Genomic DNA, 21,564 nt, shown 5'->3' with positions numbered 1-21,564 from the left:
AATCTCCGGAATGACGTCGTTCGAACGACGGATATAGATCAGCGAGCCAAGCGCATGCTTCAGGTTCTTCCGCTCGATATCGTCCATGTTATTGAGCGTGCAGTTCTGCACGGTTACCCCGGCGAGATCGACGGGCTCCACCCGGGCCAAAGGCGTAACCTTGCCTGTCCGGCCCACGTTCCACGTCACGCCGAGCAGCGTCGTGACGGCTTCTTCGGCTTCGAACTTGTAGGCGACGGCCCATCTCGGGAATTTGTCGGTATAGCCCAGCACTTCGCGTGTGCGCATATCGTTCACTTTGACCACGAGTCCGTCAATCAGGAAGTCGAACGTATGGCGGATCGATACGAGATGCTGCAGCTCGGCCTCCACCGCTTCGATCGAATCGAAGAATTTGACGTGGGGACTGACCTTGAAACGGTTCTCCCGCAGGAACTCGACCATCTCCTGATGATCGGTAAACTGCAGGGACTCCGAGTAGCCGATATTGTAAAAATAAGCATTGAGCTTGCGCTCCGCGGTGACTTTGGGATTGAGGTTGCGGAGGGCGCCTGCCGCCGCATTGCGGGCGTTCTTCAGCGGCTCCGCGGCCGTCTGGTTGTACGCCTCAAGCACCGACAGGTTCATGATGCCCTCACCCTGCACTTCGATCTTGCCCTCCGTGTACGGAATGCGCAGAGGAATGGAGCGGATCGTCTTCACATTCGCCAGGATACCCTCTCCCACCACACCGCTGCCGCGAGTGGCCGCCTGGACGAGCTCCCCCTTGTCGTACGTCAGGTTCAGCGTCAGGCCGTCGAACTTCAGCTCCACCACAAAGGACGGCGTAGGCAGCGGGTCGTCCTCGTGCTTGCTGTTATAGTCATTCACAAGCTTCTGGACACGCGCATGCCAAGCCATCAAGTCGTCATGGGTCTGCGCCTTATCGAGACTCCAGAGCCGGGCCATGTGCCGGTGGGATTCGAAGCCTTTCAGCAGCTCCCCGCCGACTCTCAGAGTTGGGGAGTCCGGCAAAATCGTGCCGGTCTGTGCCTCCAGCTCCTGCAGCCGCTTGTACAGCGCGTCCCATTCCGCATCCGAAATGGAAGGCTGGTCGAGCGTGTAATACAAGTAATTATGTTTATTGATCTCATCGATCAGGGCCTGCATCGTCTCCAAAGCCGAGGGCATGGATCACTTCATCCTCTCATGGCAGCGTATCGGATATAAAACTAGTATGCGGCGGATTACACCTTGGTAATCGGCGCGAACTTCGCGAGCAGCCGCTTCACGCCCACCGGGGCGGGGAAAGCGATCTGCAGCTCGGTGTCATCCCCCGAGCCCTTTAGTGCGACAACGGTCCCCGTTCCCCATTTGCCGTGCGAGACTTTGTCACCCATGGCAAAGTCGAGGCTCTTCGGCGCGGAGGCCGCGGACGCGCCGCCTGTGGTTGCGCTGGTGGCCGGGGCCGCCCCGCCGCCTCGGAAGCTCACCGGCGTACGGGCCGCTGCCGCGGCCGGCGAGCCGCCGAAGCCTCCGGCACTGCCGAAGCGGCGCTCGCCGCCGGCGGAGCCGAACCCCGCGCCGCCGCCGCGCCCGAAGCCGCCCGGACGGGCGGGCTCAAGCAGCTCCGGCGGAAGCTCGCGCAGGAACCGCGACGGCGCATTCTGCGCCGTCCGGCCGAACAGCGTGCGCATCCGCGCGCACGTGAGGAAGAGCTGCTCTTCGGCACGGGTGATGCCCACGTACGCGAGGCGGCGTTCCTCTTCGAGCTCCTCGTTGTCGGCGACCGCACGGGAATGCGGAAATACGCCTTCCTCAAGGCCCATAATAAAGACAACGGGGAATTCGAGGCCCTTGGCGCTGTGCATCGTCATGAGCACGACGCCCTGCTTGCCTTCTTCCGGATCGGCGTTCATCGAGTCGATATCCGCAATCAGCGCCAGGTCCGTCAGGAAGGATACCAGCGATTTGTCTTCATTGCGCTTCTCAAAGTCCATCGTTACGGACAGGAACTCGTCAATGTTCTCGAGGCGGGCCTGGGACTCGATCGTGTTCTCGCGCCGCAGCTCGTCGCGGTAGCCGGAGAGCTCCAGCATTTTCTCCGTGAGTTCGGTGACCGACAGGTATTCCACCATCCGGTGCAGATTCTCGATCATATCGCGGAAATCCGCGAGCGCATTCTTCGCCTTCGCCGCCATCTCGATGGAATCCACGTTCTCCAGCATAGCGAAAAGCGAGACGCCGAACTGCGCCGCGGCGCCCGCCAGGCGGTCCAGCGACGTATCGCCGATGCCCCGCTTCGGCACATTGACGACACGGGCAAAGGAAATATCGTCGTCCGGATTCGAAATCAGCCTCAGGTAAGCGAGAATGTCCTTGATCTCTTTGCGGTCGTAGAACTTCACGCCGCCGACGATCTGGTAAGGGATATCCGACTTGATGAGAATTTCCTCTATGACACGGGACTGGGCGTTCGTACGGTACAGGATCGCATGATCCTTGTAGCGGCGGCCGTTATCCAGGTTGCGGCGGATCTCGCCCGTGATGAAGTAGCCTTCCTCATGCTCGGAATCGGCCTGGTAGACCTTGATTTTGTCCCCTTCCGCCTTGTCGGTCCACAGATTCTTGACCTTGCGCCCCGTATTGTTGGCAATGACCTTGTTCGCCGCGTTCAGGATGTTGGAGGTCGAACGGTAGTTCTGCTCGAGCAGGATCGTCGTCGCATTCGGATAGTCCTTCTCGAAGTCGAGAATATTGGAAATATCCGCGCCGCGCCACTTGTAGATCGACTGATCGCTGTCGCCCACGACACAGATCCGCTTGTGCTTGTCGGCCAGCATCCGGCAGAGCATGTACTGCGCCCGGTTCGTATCCTGGTACTCGTCCACGTGAATGTATTGGAATTTGTTCTGGTAGAAGTCCAATACTTCCGGGACCTGCTTGAACAGCTCGATCGTCGTCATAATGAGATCGTCGAAGTCCAGCGAGTTGTTCGCCCGTAGCTTGCGCTGGTAGGAAGAGTAGACCTTGGCCACGATGCCGTCAAAATAATCCCCGATCTTCCGCTCGAACATCTCCGGGGTCTGCAGCTCGTTCTTCGCGTTGGAGATCGCGGCCTGCACCGCCTTCGGCTCGAATTTCTTCGAGTCGATGTTCTGTTCCTTCATGATGTTGCGGATCACGGAGAGCTGGTCGCCGGAATCCAGGATCGAGAAATTCGAGGTGAACCCGATGCGCGAAATATCGCGTCGCAGAATCCGGACGCACATGGAGTGGAAGGTGGATACCCAGATGTCGCCGCCCTGCGGGCCGACCAGGGAGCTCACACGCTCCTGCATCTCCCTTGCGGCCTTGTTCGTAAAGGTGATGGCGAGGATGCTCCAAGGCGCGGCCTTGCGCGTTGCAATCAGATAAGCGATGCGGTGCGTCAGCACGCGCGTCTTGCCGCTCCCTGCGCCGGCCATGATCAGCAGAGGTCCTTCGACCGTCTCCACCGCCTGCTTCTGCTGGGGATTGAGCTTATTGACCGCCTGAAATATATCGATAGGTTGGTTAATCATAATCGGTTCCTTTCTGTCCACCGGAGAGCGGCGGGGTTACCTTCCGGCTGCGCCGCCTGCTTCACGGACGGCCTGCACCGTCTGAAGCGCGCTCTCCAGATCGTAATAAATGCTGTTGCCGACGACAACGGTATGCGCCGCTTCCGCCGCCTGCCGTGCCTTGTCGGGCCCGTCGATGCCGCCGCCGTAGAAGAGCCGGGATTCCCCGAGCAGGCCCGATACCTTCTTCACCAGGGCCATATCGCCGAAGATCCCGCTGTATTCCATGTAGACGACCGGGCAGCGGAACAGCCGCTCGGCGAGGCGTGCATAAGCCTCCACATCCCTGCCTGAGAGCTCCGTCTCGGAAGAGGTGATCCGGGCTGCGGAAGACTCCCCGTTGAGCATGATATATCCCTCAGTGACGATCTGGGACCAGTCCATGATCGCGCCGTATTCCTTGAGCGCCGCGTGCTGCCTCCCCGTAATCCACTGGGGATCGCGGCTGTTGAGCACCACCGGTATAAAGTAGAGGTCAAACCCCGGCACGATCGCCTCCTGTTCAGAGACCTCCAGCACGCAGGGAACCTCATATCGGCGGACGCGGGCCAGCAGATCGACCGTATTGTCGAACGTCACGCCCGTCGACCCGCCGACCAGAATGGCATCGGTGCCTGACAGGCATACCCGTTCCAGCTCTTCATCACCGAGCTCCCGGTCCGGGTCCAATTTGAACACATGCTTCCATGTTTTGAGATCGAGATGCAAAGAAAATCCTCCTGTCTGTCCACCCGAAGGAGAGGCCTTCCGCCTTCCTTCAAGCCAAAAAAGTCCCTCTCGCCGCGAACCGATCAAAGTATGCGGGTGTGCCATGGGGCCGGGACCAGGAAATCCGTATAAGTGTCATGGTAGAGATCATCAGCTGTAAAAAAACATCGTTCTAGGGACTAGTCTAGTCTACGGGAAGGGGTGTGTCAATGAAAGACAACTTTCCCCGGAGTACCCTGCCGCCCCCCGCCTATTATATCATAAAGGAAGAATGTATGTTCGTCGATTTTGAAGGATGCACGTCATATCAAAAAAGGCAGCGGGGCGCGTCTTTCCTGCCCTCACTGCCTCTATGATGAACCGTCTTCGGCCGTCCGCGTTCAACGGGGGCTGCCGGACTCCGTCCGGAAGTCGGTGATGACCAGACGATCGCCCTGAATTTGGTAGGCGGACGAGTGGTTCATCACCGATTCCGCTCCGTCTCCGCGCCGTCTGCCGGTTAAGGTGAGCTTGTACTGGTTCTTTGCCGGCTGCTCCTTGCGCAGCTCATACCGGTCCCATTCGCTGCGCAGTTCCAGCATGGCTTTGGTGCTGTTGGCCTGGTACGTGCCTACCGTCGGGTCGTGCCGGTAAAAATAATCGATGAGCTGCTGCGACATCTGCGGCGTGTAAACCTGGGTCAAATGCTTGCGCATCTCCCGCATCGCATATTCGTCCATCTCCCCGGTGACCGGCGAGGACAGTACTTTGTGCGTCCAATCATCCACCTGGCGGATCCATGTAATGACCTGCTCGTCCGTTCCCGACAGGACCTCCTTGCCCGTAGGCGGCGGCGTCACCTGAGAGAAGGTCTGAAGCAGGCGCTCCCGGCCTACGGTCTTCTGCAAGGTCTTCATATTGGCGTCGTTGCTGCCGTCTCCGGTCGTCTGGCAGCCGGCCACCAGGGCGGCCAGCATGCCCAGCATCAGCAATCGTTTCATCGGAGTACCCCTCCTGCGTTTGGCGGTTTTCTCGTATTATGGGTAGAATCCGAAAAACTATTCCTTAGGCTCAGCGGCGCCTCCCCCGCTTCTTCGGAAGAAAACCGCTGCCTCCCGATAGAGATCGTCCCGCTGAGGTAAATTACTTATAGATTCGATTGCCGGCTGACCTGCGATCAGGAGGGAATTCCATGAGTAAAAAGAAGAACCCGAAACCGACGCTTGGCCGCTGCGAGCTCTGCCTCCGGGAAGACGTCGAAACAACGGAGCACCATCTCACCCCCAAGGAAAGGGGAGGCACGTTTCTCGGTACGGCCGACCTCTGCATCCCCTGCCACAAACAGATTCACGCCCTCTTCACCAATGAAGAGCTGGCCGCCGGCCTGAATACGCTGGAGTCTCTGCGCGCAAACGAGACCGTGGCCGGATTCCTCCGGTGGATCCGCAAACAGCCCCCTACCGCCCTCCCCCGCGTGCGGAAATCCCAGCATGTGAGGGGTAAACGGTGATCCTGTAGTCCGGTAAGGCAGATAATCAAAAGCAAAACCCCGGAACGCAGAAGCTGCCGTCCGGGGTAAAAAGCGGTCTCCTGGTACGGCAAGCAGCCGCAGACGATCCGTGTGCGCCTGCTTGCCGGTGCAGTCCCGAGGACATGCAGGTGCATCCCGCTTTGTCGAAAAGCAGGTGCACCTCCAGGGCCTGTTACATCACATCATGTACTTGGTGCCTTGATGCGAGCCTTGGCCGCCGCTCTGCTGATGTCTGGACGCCGCTGCCGAGGAGGAACCCATCTTTCCGGCGCTGCCGGATGATTCGGAAGCGGAAGCGCCGCTCATGCTGTATCCGCCGATCTGGCGGGAAGCCGAAGAGCCCTGACCCGAAGACGTATACCCTTGGCTGGAGCCCGTTTCCCCGGCTTGGGAGCTGCTGCCGTAGGATTCGGAAGCACTGCTGCCATACCGGCCGCTGTTGTACTCCTGCACGGCATGCTTGGCGGTGTAATATTCTCCGGCGTCCGTGCCGGCTACAGAGGATTTCAGGCTGTATTCGTTCTCCTGCTGAGCCGAGCCGAAGCTTGGGCTGTAGCTCGAAGCATAGCTCTGTCCCTGAAGCAGCGGCTGGTTGTACGAGGAGCTGTAGCCTTGTCCCGGACTCGGACTCTGGGCCGGAGAGGACGGCTGGCTGTAGGACGAACCCTGCGAGCCCGTTCCATACGAGCTCTGTCCGCCTTGGGACGAAGGAGCTATAATATTGGCGCCGCCCACATTATAACTTGTCTGGTATGCCTGCGGGGACGGCTGCTGCTGTTGTTGGAACGCCTGATTCTGCTGCTGGTACGACTGCATCTGGGCCTGCTGCTGGCTCTGCTGTTGATACAGGCCCGCACTGCTCGAGTATGCATTCTGAACGGCTCCCTGAACCGTGCTCTGCAGCTGTTCGGCTCTGCGGAACTGGTTCTGAAGCTCCTGCTGCACATCCTGCTGGGACGCCATGCGGATATTACCGTATCCGTTAATCTGAGACAGCACGGTAAACAGCTCCGCCTGATCCTGAAGCGTCTTCTGCGTCAGCGACATGAACGTCTGGCGGATCGCCGGATGCGTGGCTTCGAGGGCCGCCGTCGTATATTCGCGGGCCGTGCGCTTGAGCTCGGACAGGACCAGCTTCGCCACGTCCTGCTCGTCGAGATGTAGGTGGCGCTGCTCGGAAGCCTGCTGTCCCTGCGGGGCGTTATAATTCGTTTGGTACATGGCCTGGGCACCTCCTATGTATGCTTAATGGGTCATCTGTGTATGCTGCTGCAGGGTGCGGAGCAGCAGATCCGTATTCTGCAGGCGCTCCTGGGCAATCTGCGCCAGTTTTTGCTTCAGCTGCGGCGTCTGGCTCTCCATCACACCCTGAACGGCCAGCTTGGCGAGAAGTTCTTCGTTCGAGAGCGAGTCGGAGATGTAGGCGAGTTCCTTGGCCGTGACCGTATTGCCGCTTAGCGTCTGCTGCTGCTGTTGTTGGTTATACATGGAAGGTCCTCCTTTCCTGATCGACAAGGGTAGATTGCCCACGGATATGGAAAATTATGTGGGTGATGGAAAACTTTTTTTCACAATGAATTCGGAATGGATCGCTGACGCCAAGCAAAAGGTGCAGAGCCCGGCCGAGCAAGCTCTCCTCCCGTGCCGTCCCCCATGGGATCTGGTATAGTGATAGAGGAAAGGAGCTGTCCCCATGGAGCCTTCGATGAACAACCTGCTCGGGTATTGGCTGAAGATCACGTACCGCCACATCTGCAATTATCTCGATGAACAGCTCGCTCCCTTCGGCATCACCAATGCCCAGCTCGGGGTACTGCTCCTGCTGTGGGAGAAAGAGGGACTGACCCAAAAAGACCTCCAGGAGGGATTGGGAATCCGGGCCGCCTCCCTGTCCCATCTCATGAAAGGCCTGGAAGCCAAAGGGCTGATCCGGCGTCAGGCCGATGAGCGGGACACCCGGGTCAACCGCGTCTATCCGACCGATGCTTCCAGAGAGCTGCAGGAAGCCTGCCTGCGCATTACAGCTGAAGGCGAACGCCGGCTGACGGAGCATCTGACCGCCGCCGAGAAAGAGCAGCTTCTCGGACAGATGAAGCAGATGAGCGACAACCTGAAATAGTTGACCTGTCCTGCGGACATCCATGTTTACAATGGAGGGCACCGCTCCTCCCCCATGTCCGAAGGAGCGGGCCAGTTTCAAAATGCCTGCAAAAGCTCTGAACCCATCCCCTTTCCAGCAAACGCCAGGGATCAGGCAGGTGTCCTTCCGGCTGTATGTCTGGGACATATTGACAAACGCACCCCGGCGGCCTATGATTTAGTTAGTTATCTAACTATTAGATATCTAACTATTAGATATCTAACTAAATTCAAGGAGGCTAGCGCCACATGACAGATGACGTAATGTACCGCCGTTCCAATCTGAAGCGGATTCCCGACGTTCAGAAACTTGTTCCCGCCGCGGCCGGCGCCTACTTCCGGTTCGAGAAGGAGGCTTTCGCCGAAGGGGCTGTCCCCTCGCGCACCAAAGAATTGATCGCGATAGCCGCCGCCCATATCACCGGCTGCCCTTACTGCATCGATGTGCATGTAAGCAAGTTCAAGGCGCTTGGCGGTACCGTGGAGGAAGTGATGGAAGCGGCCGTGGTAGCCGGAGCAGTGAAGGCGGGAGCGGCCCTCGCCCACAGCACGCACGCCATCCGGGCATACGAGGAACTGCCGTAAGCCGCCCCTCCCCCGGCGCCCTGCTAAGCGCCCTTCCGGCGGGGCACCGAGCCTCTCAGACCAGCTCCAACAGCTCCCGCGGCCGGCCCAGCACATGGTCGGGCGCTGCCCCGCGAAGCAGATCTTCGGCGTCGTAGCCCCAGGTAACCGCTGCAACGGGGAGGCTCACCCGGCGGCAGGCTTCGATGTCCCGAAGCTCATCGCCGACATAGAGCGCCTCCTCCGGCTGCAGCCGCTCCGCCCGCAGCAGGCTGCGAATCGCCCGGTCTTTGCCGAAGAGGTTCGTAGCCGTGAAGAGGAAATCCGGCTCGTCCCACCCGCCCCGGCCCAGAAACGCACGGATATTGTCCGGCCGGTTCGAGGAGAGGATGCCGGTGCGGATGCCCCGGCTGCGGAGCTCCCTCATCACTTCGGGCATGCCGTCCACCGGCTCCAGCTCCGTCACGGCCTGCTTGTAACGCCGCTTGATCTCGAAGAGCAGGGAAGGCAGCTTGTACATCGGGCATCCGATGGCACGAAGCCGGTCGGGAACCGACAGAGCCGCCAAGGCGGGGATCTCCTCTTCCTGAATCCTGCGGTAGCCGTAGGTGCCCGACAGCTCGTTGAACAGGCGGACCGCCAGGTCGCGTGAGGCCACCAGGGTCCCGTCAAAATCGAATATCACGGTTTTCTTCATATCTGTCCCGCCATCCCTTTCCCTCGAATGTCCTGTCTCCATCATCTCCCGGCGGGCAGGAAGGGTCAACCCTTTTTCTTCCTGTTTTACATACAAAGTACAAAAAAAGCCCCTGCCCGGTTCGGATCCGCCCGGATGCAAGAGCTCTTTTGGCACACTTCTGCTGGTTATCCCCCTGCAAGGAAATCGGCCAGGGACGCTTCCTCCCGCGCCGGATCCCCTTCCTTCGTCCATGCCAGGGCAAAGGACTCGTATTTCAACTCTTCGGGGAATGTCGTCTCCAGATCACCGAAATATTTCTCGATGACGGTCCGCTGCGACCGGTGGGCAAGCAGCGCCCTCCGCTTCACGTCCCACCCGGCCCTGGAGTCGAGCCGGAACGTAATGCGCCGCCCCTCAGCCGCCGGACCGAAGAGGAAGTAATACAGCTTGCGCACGGACGTGCTGCCCCCGCCGAACACCGCATCGCGCGCTCCTCGGGAGATCGCGATATGATCCGGGTGCCGGTTGCCGCCGTCCTCGGGGAACGTTACGACGATCTCCACCCCGTGCCGGTTCAGAAAATCCGTGATCCTGGCGGACAGCTCCTCTGCAGGCACGTCCCCCAGCTTCCCGTCCGGGTAACCCAGATGCTCCACTTCCCGGATCCCGAGAATCTCCGCCGCTTCCGCAAGCTCCTTCACCCGCACCTCGGCGAGCTCTCCACGGCTCATGGGGCCGAGCGGCCCGCTCTGTCCCGCATCCCCTTTGGTAGCCGACAGCAGAACCACCCGGTGGCCCGCATCGGCCAGTTCCCGCGCCAAGACGGCGCTGCCGAAGGTTTCGTCATCCGGGTGGGCCAATACGAATCCAATCACGGCCTCCTTCATGGTAGGTACCTCTCCTTTCCTTCTACAGCCATTATACCCCAACAGGCGGTATATTTAACGACGCCGTCCTGACAGGTGAATCCCTGGAGAGACCTTGAGAGGCCCTTGCGGACCCAGCCCAGCGGGCCCATCGGGGAACACAGTCTTCATCCGGCCATGGGACCGGCCGCGCCTTCTTAAGAAGACGGCCCGGGGCAGCCCCAAGACCATGCGGCCCTTAGGATATCCTTATCTGCCAAAAAAAGAGGCCGCCTTCCGGGATTCCTCCCTTCAGGCAAGCCTTTATGAAAGCTCTTGGCCTTAGGCGCTACTTCTGCTCCTTGGCCGCGTCTTGCGGTGCCGCAGGGGCCGGGGCGGCAGCGTCTCCCGCCGCCGCTCCTTCGGCCGCCTTCGTCTTCGGCAGGTCGGCCAGCTCCTGGACGCTTGCGGCCGGCACGGAGAAGGCCCACGCGTCGCCCTGCTTCGCGATCCATACATTCGCACCGTCCAGCTTGCCGGTATAAAGGGCAGCCGTTTCCTTGCCTTCGGCATCGGCTTCCTTGACCTCCAGCCGCAGATCCGGCTGGTCCAGCCCTTTCACCTCGGCGGAAGCCTTGGCCGGCTGGTCGGTCGTCAGGAAGGACACCTTGTCCAGGTAAGCCGAGGCGTCGGCCCCCTTCACTTCCTGATCGCCGAGCTTCCAATTCGCTTCGTACGACTTTTTGTCCGTCTCGGCCTTGGTCAGGGTCCACTTCCCGCCCTTATAGTCTACCGCGATGGAACGGACCGCTTCATAGTTCAGCTTCACCGGACTCTTCTCCATGAAGTCGAGCGGCTGCTTGGCCAGCGACGTGACATGCATCTCCGCAAGCTGGAATACCTCCGGCGATGAGCCGAACTTGGCGTAGTAGAAGCCCTGCACGGCCACCGGATCGCCTACGGACAGCGTATGCTTCGTGCCGTCCTTCAGCGTCACCGTGAACTCCTGGTTCGGCTGGGCCAGCCCGAACTGCGCCAGATCCGACGGATTGGCATCCACCGTTTTCTCCTTCTTCGCATTCGTGAAGCTGTCCACCCAAGCCCCCGGCTCGTAGTCATTCAGAGGCAGTGCAGACGGCTTCGTCATCGTCCACTTGCCGTCCTTCTGTGCCATCTCGACGACCGTGTCGCCGTTCTTGATCGTATATCCCGTCACATCCTGCTTGCTCACCGTCACGAGCGCCGGGGTCTCCGGCGGCTTTTCCTTGAAGAAATCCTTGCTGGAGGCGTACCAGAATCCGCCGATGCAGAGAAGGACAAGAACGAGGGTCGGTATCAGCCGCTTCATCCCAGTCTCCTCCTCCACCAGATCAATCCGCCGATGATGAGGAAGAACAGCGGGTACAGAAGCACCGTGCCATAGAAAATCGTGCTGCCCTGGCTCTGGGTCAGTGCGGCCGTCTGCGGCGCGTCGCCTTCCCGCGGCCGGATCGTCACCTGATCCTTCTGCTCCTGCAGCCAGCCGACGCTGTTCAGGGCGAAGTCCCGGTTGCCCTGCTGCTGGATAATGCTGTCCTGGAAGAATGTCGATCCGCCGAGCACCACCGCCTTCGGCTTCTTGTCCTTGTCCTCGACGACATAGCCCAGGTTCAGCGGCCCCTTCACGTCATTGGCGTCATTGGCGCTGCGGCTGGAGTTCGCCAAGGTCTGCAGATCCGTCTCGCCGTACGCCTTGTCCGTCGTCTTCAGGATCGGCGTGGCCGGGAAGTCGGCCACCGGCTGATCGGAGCCCAGGCTGACCGCCAGCGTCATCATCGTCAGCAGATTGTACTGCTGAAGCTTGCTCGTAATCTCATGGCTGCCGTATTCCGGAATGATCGTCAGCGGATCGTACAGCATGCTCTGCTTCGGCTCGATGGCCACCGCATGCTGATCCTTGATCCCGTATTGGGCCATGATCGAGTCGAGGCTTTTCCAGCCGGACGCCATGTCCTTATTGAAGCCGAGCGCCAGATACAGCTTGCCCTTGCCGCTCAGGTAGGTCTTCACAAGCTCCGCTTCCTTGTCGGAGAGATCGTTCTCCGGACCGATGATGAAGAGCACTTCGGCATCATCCGGGATTTTGCCTTCCCGCAGCAGGTTAAGCTCGTTCACTTCATAGTTCTCGCCCTCGAGCCCGCTGCGCCACAGATTCATTTGGCTGAGAGGCATCTCATTGTGGCCTGAGAGGAAGTATACCTTACGCTTCTCCTTGGAGTTCAGGTTCGCCAGGGCCTGCGTCAGCTTCTCTTCCCCGCTGAACTTGTACACCTCGCCCTGCTGCTGCCCCGGAATGAACATGTCGTAATAGTAGAGCGTTTTCTTCTGGGTGCCGCTCTCCACGACCAGCGTGCCGGCCGGGTCCACCTCGTAATTCTTCGCGACAGCCGGATTCTTGACGAGATCGTACTCGTCGAAGGTGATTTTGCCGTTCTGCCGCTTGTATTCCTGCACGAGATCCGATACCTGCCGCGAGATGATCGGCTCGGTCTGGTCGCTCGTGAACGCAATAATGCGCACGTCCTGGTCCAGCGCCTTCAGCGTCTGGAGCGTCTGATCGGCCAGCGTAAATTTGTTATCCTTCGTAAAGTCGACCTGGAGGTTCTTCACCGAGTTCAGAAAAATCGTCAGCACGATGAAGATGCCGATCACCGCCAGCGACAGCACGGTCGCGTTCGTTCCGCGGATCCACTTGTTCACTTGCCTCTTCCCCCTTTATCTCCAGCGTTTGCGTTCGAGCACCTGGATGCTCAGCAGCAGGAACACCGCGATCAGCGTCACATAGAACAGGACGTCCGCGAAGTCGAGCACGCCCTTCTGCAGGTCGCTCGTGCGCCCCACAATCGAGAACAGGCCCAGATAGTCCTTGATCCTGCCGCCCACAGTATCGCCAAGCCACTCAATCGTCCAGAACACGAGCAGAATCGCAAACCCGATAATGCCCGATACCATCTGGTGCGCCGACAGCGAGGAAGCGAACAGGCCGACGGCCATCATCGCCGCTCCCATCAGGAACATCGCGAGGTACGACATCCACAGCACCGGCTGGTCCAGCTCCCCGAAGGCGCTGAGAATCAGCGGATAGATGAGGCTGCCCACGACGAGCAGCAGCTGCACGACGACGGCGGCGAGGTACTTGCCGAGCACAATCTCCGTCAGCGATACGGGTGAAGTCAGCAGAAGCTCATCGGTGCCCTGGCGCAGCTCGTCGGAAACCAGCCGCATCGTCAACAGCGGGATGATGAAGAGGAATACGAACGTCGTCGAGCCGAAGATCGGGCGCACGTCCACATAATAAGGCGGATACAGGAAGTTCGCACTGAAGAAGTAGCCCGCAATGAGGAAAAAGAACGCGAACGCCGCATAAGCGATCGGCGAGTAGAAATAATGCTGAAGCTCCTTCTTCGTCATGGCCATCATTCTACGCATGCTCCTTCACCTCCCCCTCGTTCGTCTCGGCCGCAGCCGCGCTCTCCAGCGATTCGCTTGTCGTCAGCTTCAGGAAGATCTCCTCGAGACTGAGGCTCTCCCGCTTCATGGTAAGGATCGGATAGCGCTTCTCCGCCAGCCGGTAGAACAGCGCTTCCCGGATATCCTCACGGTCGCTGGAGGTGACGATCACCTTCACGCTGGCTGGGGCGGCGGCAGCGTCCGCAGGCTGACCTGCCAGGTCTGCAGCCGGGAGCTCCGCCGCTTCGACCTCAGGCAGTGCTGCGGACGCCGTCTGCGCTCCCTCGGCGCCCAGCTCCCGCACGCTGCCCACCCCCGGCACCGAAGCGAGCTCGGCCAGCACGGCTTCGCGCGGACCGCGGACCTCCAGCGACACCTCAAACGTCTCGCCCATGGAATTGGCGAGCTGATCCGGCTGGCCGTCCAGCACGATCTGCCCGCCGTTAATGATCAGCACGCGGTTGCACAGCGTATTGATCTCCGGCAGGATGTGCGTGGAGAGCAGCACGGTATGGTTCTCCCCCAGCTCACGGATCAGCTGGCGGATCTCGATGATCTGTTTCGGATCGAGACCGGACGTCGGCTCGTCGAGCACGAGCAGGTCCGGATTGTGCAGAATCGCCTGCGCCAGGCCGATCCGCTGCTTATAGCCCTTGGAGAGGCTCCGGATGATCTGCCGCTCCCGTCCCTGCAGCCCGAGCCGCTCGATCACTTCCCCGATCCGCCGCTTCTGGTCTCTGGCAGGAATGTCCCTCAGGTCCGCAATAAACTGGAGATAGGCGGACACCGTCATCTCGGGATAGAGCGGTGGTGTCTCCGGCAGATAGCCGATCTTCTGCCGGGCCTTCTTCGAATGCTCGGCCATCGACAGGCCGTCGATCGTGATGCTGCCGTGCGTCGGGTTCAAATAGCCGGTGATCATCCGCATCGTCGTTGTTTTGCCAGCCCCGTTCGGACCGAGAAACCCGACAATCTCCCCGCGGTTCATCGAAAAATCGATGTTCCGGACCCCTCTCTGGTTCTCGTATAATTTGCTGACTCCTTTGACCTCAAGCACGGTCAAAACCTCCATTCGTCCCACAAATTCCTTCACTATCAAGCCATATCCAACTTAGGCCCGCCTTAACCAAAGCCACTATACAAGTGCAATCCTAAGGCAACCTTAACTTCACCTGAAAAAGAGATTAAAAATTTGTGTCTAAATTGTGACAAAAGTGTGTCGAGGTCAGCAAAGGGCATGCCAAAAACACCGCATTCCCGAGGGGAACCGGTGTCCTTCCTGTTATCTATTCACTTCAGGGAATCGCTTCATCCGCTCAATGCTTCTGTTCCCGGGGCTCCCGTTTCATGGCCCATCCCGTCCAAGCGGCTCCGGCCAGATCGATGAGACCCAAAGGGACAAACACGACGGGCATCGCCTTCCCCAGCACAAAACCGGTTACGGAGATGAAGACCAGCGCCCGCAGCCAAACCGAAAGCCGGAAGAACTCATACCATCCTTTGCGCGCTGCGAGCACATAATAGCCTCCGAGGAAGGCCAGCAGTTCGCCGATAAAACGAAGCCATACCTTGGGCACCTCTTCAATCCCCAGCAGTTCCCTCAGCGGACCGGGCAGCAGAAACAGCAGCAGACCCAGTACAAGCAGATATACGCCGAAGACCAACATGCTTCTTGATGCTCTCTTCATCTTATGTCCCGTCCTCTCCAGCTCCCGGCTGCAAGCTCTTGCCCAACGCTGCCCTTTCCGTACGATTTTGGAAAATAACCCCTGCCTATATCTTACAGGGAACCATTGGTTTTGGATACGGGATTGCGGCTGCCGGGAGCCCTCTTCTACCTAATATTTTCTTTAGGGGAGGATCGGGAAAGAGGGCAGACGAAAAAAAACGCCGCCTTCCGAAAGCTCCTGCTTTCCGAAAACGGCGCTTACCTTATTTTACAAGCTGCCCGCGGGTGACGCCGAGCTGGTTCGTGGACTTCAGCGTCTTCCACACCTGGGTGCCGCTGATCTCGCCGCGCAGCGCCCGCCCGTACAGACCCAGGACCTCACGCACTTTCTCTGCGGACTCCTCCAGGAATTCCACGCGGAAGGTGGACACCCCGAGCTCCATGAAGTCCTTGAGATACTCCGCCCCCGACTGGTCGATGGCATTGTACACCGTGTTGCGGCAGCCTTCGTCCACCCGTACCGGGTGGGAGAAGCCGACACGGTCTCTCAGCGAGGCCCGCTGCTCTTCGCACGGACGCCCGCAGTTCGTATAGTTCGTGCCCGGGCTCATGAACGTGCAGTACACGCAATGTTCCGTGTGGAACATTGGCAGATGCTGATGAATGACCACTTCTAATGTCGAAGTGTCGCTCCGCCGGAGCAGGTCCACCATCTGCTGGACGTTGAGATCGTAGGACGGCGTGACCCGGTCGAGTCCGGCTTCCCGGAACAAGGATACGGCCTTGTGGTTGGCCACGTTCAGCGAGAAGTCGCCGATGAGCATCGGACGCTTCTCGGACGGATGCTCGGCGAAGTAGCGCAGGAACCAGTAGACCGCTCCCGTATTGCGCACGAGCACCGCATCCGGGCCCAGATTCAGGATGTTCTTGAAGTAGCCCGTCTCCCCCGGCATATGAATCCGCGGCGTGGCCAGCGCGATGCGCTTGCCTGCGGCATGGGCGGCTTCCACCGCGGCCGGGAACTGCTTGATGAATTCAAAGTCCGCATACACCATGTCGATGTCCGACCGGCAGGCTTCGACCACCTGCTCGAGCGACCGGCAGAGCACGGTCAAACGGGCCTGCGCTTTCCCTCCTGACGGCAGAGCGGACACAGGAGGTGTCAGCGGTGCGTCATCGTAGGCACCGACGGAGCGCTTGATGTACGCCGGCGGCTTCTCGCGCAGCTCCAGCAGCCGCTCCGCCGCTTCCCGGCGCATCGAGTTCAGCTCGCGCATCGGCACGATCAGATCGCCGGCCAGCTGGACATCGACGCCGGCGAGCTCGAACACCGTGCCGCCGAGCCGGCCGAACTGCTCCTCGAACAGCTCCGCGGTCATCGGGCGCTTCTCGGCCACAGCCAGCGGCAGCTCGGACTCTACGGTGACCGTGTTCCCGAGAATCGTATCCGTCCAGACGCTCTTCAGCGGCTGGCCGGCCGCTCCCGTCACGCGTACATGCACAGGGAACGTACGGTAAGGCTTGTCCGTCTCGAACGTCTGGCGCAGGCGCTTGTCGAGATGCGGATCGTTCGTCTTCCAGATCCGGTCGCCGACGTGCAGGCGCGCGAGCGCCACGTCATTGCGGCCCGGGATGATCTCGATCTCCCCGCCCGGCGCTTCGCCTTCGAACTTGACGCCCTTGCGGCGCAGGTCGTACACGCGGCCGCCCTCTTCCTTCTTCGTCGGGTCGCCCGCGTCGAACACGATGCCGTCGCCCCGCTTCAGCGGCGCTTCCAGCTCGCAGACGACGCCGTCGCGCAGGATCTGCTTCACGCGGCCGAGATACACGCCGCGGCTCTTCGGATAGGTGCCCTCCACGAGCTGCTTGTTGTTCGTGCCCTCGAGGAAGCCGTGCGTAAATCCGCGCGAGAAGCTCTGCTCGAGCTCGCGCAGCTCTTCCTTCGTCGGCCTCGGGTTCTCCCCGTCGAAATACCGGTCGATCGCCTTGCGGTACTTGCTTACCACGTTCGCCACATACTCGGGGCTCTTCAGACGCCCTTCGATCTTGAACGAGGTCACGCCCGCTTCGATCAGCTCCGGAACGAGCTCAAGCGCCGCCAGGTCCTTCGGCGACAGGAGATAGGCGATGTCGCCCATCGGCTTGTGCTCGCCGTCGACCATGAGGTCATACGGCAGACGGCATGCCTGTGCGCACTCCCCGCGGTTCGCCGAACGGCCTCCCCACATCTCGGAGGTCAGGCACTGTCCGGAATAGGACACGCAGAGCGCGCCGTGCACGAACACCTCCATCGGAAGCTTCGCCTGGTCGCCGATCGTCTTGATCTGCTTCAGATTGTTCTCGCGGCCAAGCACGACCCGCTCGATATCGAACGGCTTCGTGAACTCGACGGCCTCCGGCGAGGTGATCGTCATCTGGGTCGAGCCGTGAATCGGGAAATCCGGCGAGAGCTCGCGGATCATCTTGACCAGACCGAGGTCCTGCACGATGACTGCATCCACGCCGGCGTCAATACAGGCTTCGATGAGCTCTTTGGCGCTCTCCAGTTCTTCTTCAAAGACCAATATGTTAAACGTCAAAAACCCCTTCACCCCATAGCGGTGCAGGAACGATATGATATCCGGCAGCTCGTCCGTATGAAAATTATGGGCGCGCGCCCTGGCGTTGAACTTCTCCACGCCGAAAAAGACCGCGTCCGCCCCGTTCGCCACGGCCGCCCGCAAACAATCCCAATCCCCTGCAGGAGCCAGCAGCTCGATATCGCTTTTGCGAATGTCACGCATGATGTAATCATTACCTCCGGAAAGTTTAGAACCCTTTTCTCATAGTGTACCAGAAATGCCTACTATAAACCATGGACCCCTGTTCCAGCGACCCGGGGACCGAAGAGGAGGGACAGGGAACGGCCGGTTTGACCCACCTGGGGATGTCCCTAACGAGGCGGCGGTTTCCCCCTGTATCATTTCACCAAAAAGGCCCATCCGTGCTATAATGTCAGAGGAATTAAGCCCAGCCTGGTATGGGGGATTAGAATTGAGCCTACTACGACACCGCAAAGCACTGGCAGCCGTTCTGCTTCTGGTGGCCGCGGGTCTGACGGCTCTGCTCTGGACCGCCGAGAAGGAACTCACGGTCCGGATGCTGTACGCCACGCAAGGCGACCGTTACGACACCGCCGCCTACAGCCAGCTGCGCCAATCGCCGGCAGCGGGCCTGAAGCTGGAACGACGCAGCCTGGAAGGGCTCGGCGCCCGGCAGCTGCGGTCCTACGACACGATTGTTCTCGACCCGAACCTCGACGGGCACCTGACCGGGGAGCAGCGGAAGCTGCTTGCGGACTATGCCGCCGGGGGAGGGCATTTGTTCCTTGAAAATGCATTCGCGGATGACTTTCCGCTGGAGGTGCTCGGCGCCGCGGCCCTGACGCCCGTCAAAGCGCCTCCCAAAGAAAAGCTGCAGGCCGCCGCGCTGTCCCCGCCGGACAAGGATACGGGGCTTCTCGCTTATCCCGCCGTCGGCCTGAACGAGCAGGGCATCCAGCAGCTGCTGCGCCTCTTCACCGAGACGTATCTGCGCCATGACACCGCCGGCACGCTCAGCGGCTTCTCCTGGGGCCAGGGGATCGTCCCGGGCACGGCTCAGCCGCTGGTGACGCTGGATGGCACCGCCCTCTTCACACTGAACCGCTACGGGGAAGGCACCGTCTTCTTCTGCGGGGCCCTGCTGCCCAGCCGGTATTATCCGACCGGCTACGATCTCGTCAGCGGGATGGACGGCACGCTCGGCTTCGACCGCCTCGCAGCGGAGCGCAACGCCTCGCTGCAGCCGGTGACGGGAGCCAAGTACTTCAACCGGCTGGCGCTGAAGACGGAGCCCTCGTTCAACTTCTCCTTCGCGGCGGGCAGCGCGCTGCTGCGCAGCGAGTACGCCGCCTTCGTCTCGAAGGAGAAGCTCGGGTACAGCGTCGAGAAGACGTACGGCCCGTACGGCCGGCCCGCCATGGCCCACCAGAACCACTTCGAGGCGCTGGAAGCGATCCGTGACGGGGAAGGCATCCAGTGGACGGAGCTGCTCAAGAAGTACAACCAGATTCCGTCCTTCTCGCTTGTCCGCTCCGCGTTCACCTGGCAGCGTTGGCAGGAGAGCGTGGTCGTGCACCTGAACACGGGCACGAACGACAAGCCCGCCTTCGCCGGCGAAACGCCGAACTCGTTCTATTCGAGCGGCACCCGCCTTATCGGCGCGGACGGCGCCGTCCGCGGCGCCTACTACCCGGGATCCCCGTCGCTCGGGGATCCGATCACCCTGCCGTACCGCGCGGCGCCCGCGCTGGCGGATGTGACCGGCGACGGCCGGGCCGACCTCATCGTCGGCTCGGCCGACGGCACGCTGAGCGCGTACCCGAACCTGGGCGCGGACGACGCGGCCTATGCCGGGCAGCAGCTGCCGGCAGGGCTCGCAGCGCCCCCGCGGTTCGGGGCGCGCATGCCTCTGCGACTCGCCGGCGGAGAGCCGCTCGCGGTGGGCGAGTACGCCAGCGCTGCGGCGTACGATCTGAACGCCGACGGTCGGGCGGATCTTGTGATCGGCCGGCCGGACGGCACGCTCGCGGCCGCCTACGGCGAAGCCGGCGGCACGTTCACCGCGCCCGCCGCGCTTACGGCGGGCGGAGCGGTGCTGCGCGGCGCCGCCCCGCTGGCGGCCGCGGTGGGCGACGTCACCGGCGACGCCGTCCCCGACCTGCTGGTCGGGGATGGCGCCGGCGCCGTGACGCTGTACCGCGGCGAGCGGCAGCCGGCGGGCACAGGCGCGCTAAGCTTTGGCCGCGGCGAGCCGGCGGTCCGCACCGGCCAGCCGTTCGCCGCCCCGTCGCTGCACGACATGAACGGGGATGGCCGGCTCGATCTGGTGGTCGGCGGCCTGGAAGGCGACCTGCGCGTGTATCTGCAGACCGGCTCCTCCAATGCCGACCCCGCCTGGGCGGAGAACGGCGCCATCGAGGCGGCGACCCTGAATCAGGTCGGCGGCCGGGAGCTCGTCGGCGGGCATAACGCGGTGCCGCTCTGGGCCGACCTGAACGGCGACGGGCTCGACGACCTCATTGCCGGGCAGCTCGAGTTCGGGATGCCGAAGCCGATCGACGATCCGGGCTTCCCGTATGCCGGGCAGCTCAAGGAATTCATCGACTACAGCCGCGCGAACGCCCTCGAGCTGTACCCGCACATATACGTGCATAACTATACCAGCGACGAGCAGGAGCGCCAGGAGATCGAGCTTCACCGTCAGGCGTTCGCGAAGCTCGGCATTCCATGGGAGCACACCGGCACGAACCAGCATACCTGGCGCATAAACAACCCGGACCGGGTCCAGACGCTCGATAACGAGCGGGATGCCGGCATCTGGTTCAACTTCGGCTTCAAGCCGTCTTATGCCGAGCATGACCCGAGGCTTGGGCCCGAGTACAGCTGGGGGCTGCCGTTCCTGATGAGCGACCCGTCCGGAGAGCCGCTGCTTACGAAGCCGATGATGCTGTATACCCCGGCGCCGGTCCTCCGCAAAGGAGCTTACGCGACGACCGACCTGTTCGACGCCTATGCGGCGCTAGACCTGCCGGTCGATTATTTCGAACATATCGAATATCATTTCCCGCTTCGCGTCGGCGAATTAACCGAGTTCGTCACGTACCTGGACGGACTGCGCAATCTATACGGTTATAACTTCATGACCGAAACGCAGATGGCGCGCTCGTTCCTGAATGCGATGACCACCGAGGTCGAGCTCTACCGGCCTTGGCGCGAAGTGCTGCTGGACCGGGCCAGACGGCTGCTCGGGCAGGAAACCGAGCCCCGCTTCCGGGTCCGCGCCGACGCTTCCGCCGTCCCGCAGCAGGCCGCCGAATACCGCGGTACGCTCGGGCTTGCCGTGGAGCGCGGACAGGCCTATGCCGCACGGGACGCCGTCACGGATGCCGAAGTGCGCGATACGCGCGGCGGTAAGCTGTACCTCGGCGTCCCCGACCAGGCGGAGATCCGCTTCGCCCCGCCGGGGACAACCGCAGCGGAGGATACCGCCGCCTTCCACCTGCTCCGCGTGAACGTGCCTTATACGCTGGAGACCCGGGATGAATCCCGGATCCTGCGCTTCGGTGCGGACGGTATGCAGCAGGTGCAGCTGTACAGTCCGGTGAAGCCGGTGTTCGAAGGCACCGATCTGCGGATCGAGGGCGACGAGGCGCGCGGCATCTACACCATCACTCACTTCGGGGAGGCCGGGACCGTCACGATCCGCTCCCCCAAGTAAACGGAAGATCCCGGGGCGGACGGCACGCAAGCGGAAGGCTCTTGAGCTTTTCCCCTGCTCCGTCCCGCTCCATTTTATAG

The 21,564-nt window shown here is 61.2% G+C and carries 18 protein-coding genes (1 of these 18 cut by a window edge); 4 read left to right on the top strand and 14 right to left on the bottom strand.

Annotated features, from left to right (window positions below; all coding sequences use genetic code 11):
• The 4 genes from ligA to PM3016_RS00780 form a co-directional block, all read right to left on the bottom strand.
• Positions 1 to 1,170: the 5' portion of an NAD-dependent DNA ligase LigA gene (gene ligA, locus PM3016_RS00795; RefSeq protein ID WP_013913992.1), read on the bottom strand. It extends 849 nt beyond the left edge of the window; only the first 1,170 of its 2,019 coding nucleotides appear in the window; its start codon is at positions 1,168 to 1,170; its stop codon lies beyond the left edge, outside the window.
• 56 nt (positions 1,171 to 1,226) lie between these two features.
• Positions 1,227 to 3,542 carry a DNA helicase PcrA gene (pcrA, locus tag PM3016_RS00790; protein WP_014368137.1) on the bottom strand — a complete coding sequence of 772 codons (2,316 nt, stop codon included), beginning with the start codon at positions 3,540 to 3,542 and terminating at the stop codon, positions 1,227 to 1,229.
• Positions 3,543 to 3,578: 36 nt separating this feature from the next.
• Entirely contained in the window at positions 3,579 to 4,289 is a 711-nt protein-coding gene (gene pcrB / locus PM3016_RS00785) for a heptaprenylglyceryl phosphate synthase (RefSeq protein ID WP_013913990.1), read from the bottom strand.
• 380 nt (positions 4,290 to 4,669) lie between these two features.
• Positions 4,670 to 5,269 carry a hypothetical protein gene (locus PM3016_RS00780; RefSeq protein ID WP_014368136.1) on the bottom strand — a complete coding sequence of 200 codons (600 nt, stop codon included), beginning with the start codon at positions 5,267 to 5,269 and terminating at the stop codon, positions 4,670 to 4,672.
• A gap of 191 nt (positions 5,270 to 5,460) precedes the next feature.
• On the opposite strand from PM3016_RS00780, the gene PM3016_RS00775 reads away from it, so the two are divergent.
• Positions 5,461 to 5,778 (top strand): hypothetical protein, encoded by a 318-nt coding sequence (locus PM3016_RS00775; protein ID WP_013913988.1) that lies wholly within the window; start codon positions 5,461 to 5,463, stop codon positions 5,776 to 5,778.
• 198 nt (positions 5,779 to 5,976) lie between these two features.
• On the opposite strand, the gene PM3016_RS00770 is transcribed toward PM3016_RS00775, so the two are convergent.
• Together PM3016_RS00770 and PM3016_RS00765 are read right to left on the bottom strand one after the other, a co-directional pair.
• Complete coding sequence (locus tag PM3016_RS00770; RefSeq protein WP_014368135.1) at positions 5,977 to 7,020, bottom strand: spore coat protein; 1,044 nt, start codon at positions 7,018 to 7,020, stop codon at positions 5,977 to 5,979.
• Between the two features lie 24 nt (positions 7,021 to 7,044).
• Positions 7,045 to 7,287 (bottom strand): hypothetical protein, encoded by a 243-nt coding sequence (locus PM3016_RS00765; protein WP_013913986.1) that lies wholly within the window; start codon positions 7,285 to 7,287, stop codon positions 7,045 to 7,047.
• A 205-nt stretch (positions 7,288 to 7,492) separates the two neighbouring features.
• Here PM3016_RS00765 and PM3016_RS00760 point away from each other — a divergent pair, with 205 nt between their 5' ends.
• The gene (locus PM3016_RS00760) at positions 7,493 to 7,918 is read left to right on the top strand and encodes a MarR family winged helix-turn-helix transcriptional regulator (protein ID WP_014368134.1); all 426 of its coding nucleotides are present in this window, start codon (positions 7,493 to 7,495) and stop codon (positions 7,916 to 7,918) included.
• 269 nt (positions 7,919 to 8,187) lie between these two features.
• Positions 8,188 to 8,523: a carboxymuconolactone decarboxylase family protein gene (locus tag PM3016_RS00755; RefSeq protein ID WP_013913984.1), complete on the top strand. Its 336-nt coding sequence runs from the start codon at positions 8,188 to 8,190 to the stop codon at positions 8,521 to 8,523.
• A gap of 55 nt (positions 8,524 to 8,578) precedes the next feature.
• Here the strand turns inward: PM3016_RS00755 and PM3016_RS00750 are convergent, their stop codons facing one another.
• The 8 genes from PM3016_RS00750 to PM3016_RS00715 all read right to left on the bottom strand — a co-directional run bounded on the left by PM3016_RS00750 (position 8,579) and on the right by PM3016_RS00715 (position 17,967).
• Positions 8,579 to 9,199 (bottom strand): HAD-IA family hydrolase, encoded by a 621-nt coding sequence (locus PM3016_RS00750; protein WP_014368133.1) that lies wholly within the window; start codon positions 9,197 to 9,199, stop codon positions 8,579 to 8,581.
• A gap of 167 nt (positions 9,200 to 9,366) precedes the next feature.
• Positions 9,367 to 10,068, bottom strand: a complete 702-nt coding sequence (locus PM3016_RS00745; RefSeq protein ID WP_014368132.1) for a PIG-L deacetylase family protein — start codon at positions 10,066 to 10,068, stop codon at positions 9,367 to 9,369.
• A 307-nt stretch (positions 10,069 to 10,375) separates the two neighbouring features.
• Positions 10,376 to 11,374, bottom strand: a complete 999-nt coding sequence (locus PM3016_RS00740; protein WP_014368131.1) for a DUF4340 domain-containing protein — start codon at positions 11,372 to 11,374, stop codon at positions 10,376 to 10,378.
• Positions 11,371 to 12,765 (bottom strand): GldG family protein, encoded by a 1,395-nt coding sequence (locus PM3016_RS00735; RefSeq protein ID WP_014368130.1) that lies wholly within the window; start codon positions 12,763 to 12,765, stop codon positions 11,371 to 11,373. Before PM3016_RS00735 ends, PM3016_RS00740 begins: the two co-directional genes overlap by 4 nt.
• Before the next feature lie 15 nt (positions 12,766 to 12,780).
• A complete protein-coding gene (locus PM3016_RS00730) occupies positions 12,781 to 13,494 on the bottom strand; it encodes an ABC transporter permease subunit (RefSeq protein WP_041616437.1) in 714 nt (237 codons plus the stop codon).
• A complete protein-coding gene (locus tag PM3016_RS00725; protein WP_187297993.1) occupies positions 13,487 to 14,587 on the bottom strand; it encodes an ABC transporter ATP-binding protein in 1,101 nt (366 codons plus the stop codon). Before PM3016_RS00725 ends, PM3016_RS00730 begins: the two co-directional genes overlap by 8 nt.
• Before the next feature lie 244 nt (positions 14,588 to 14,831).
• Positions 14,832 to 15,203, bottom strand: coding sequence for a hypothetical protein (locus PM3016_RS00720; RefSeq protein ID WP_238540409.1), 372 nt, complete (start codon positions 15,201 to 15,203; stop codon positions 14,832 to 14,834).
• Positions 15,204 to 15,447: 244 nt separating this feature from the next.
• The gene (locus tag PM3016_RS00715) at positions 15,448 to 17,967 is read right to left on the bottom strand and encodes a U32 family peptidase (protein ID WP_014368127.1); all 2,520 of its coding nucleotides are present in this window, start codon (positions 17,965 to 17,967) and stop codon (positions 15,448 to 15,450) included.
• 250 nt (positions 17,968 to 18,217) lie between these two features.
• On the opposite strand from PM3016_RS00715, the gene PM3016_RS00710 reads away from it, so the two are divergent.
• Positions 18,218 to 21,484, top strand: a complete 3,267-nt coding sequence (locus PM3016_RS00710; protein ID WP_041619007.1) for an FG-GAP-like repeat-containing protein — start codon at positions 18,218 to 18,220, stop codon at positions 21,482 to 21,484.
• Positions 21,485 to 21,564 lie beyond the last annotated feature (80 nt).

The organism is Paenibacillus mucilaginosus 3016, assembly GCF_000250655.1.
In the GTDB taxonomy this organism is placed as follows: Bacteria; Bacillota; Bacilli; order Paenibacillales; family NBRC-103111; genus Paenibacillus_G; species Paenibacillus_G mucilaginosus.
The sequence above is the reverse complement of the archived record's forward strand: the minus strand, read 5'-3'. Positions and strand labels throughout refer to the sequence as shown.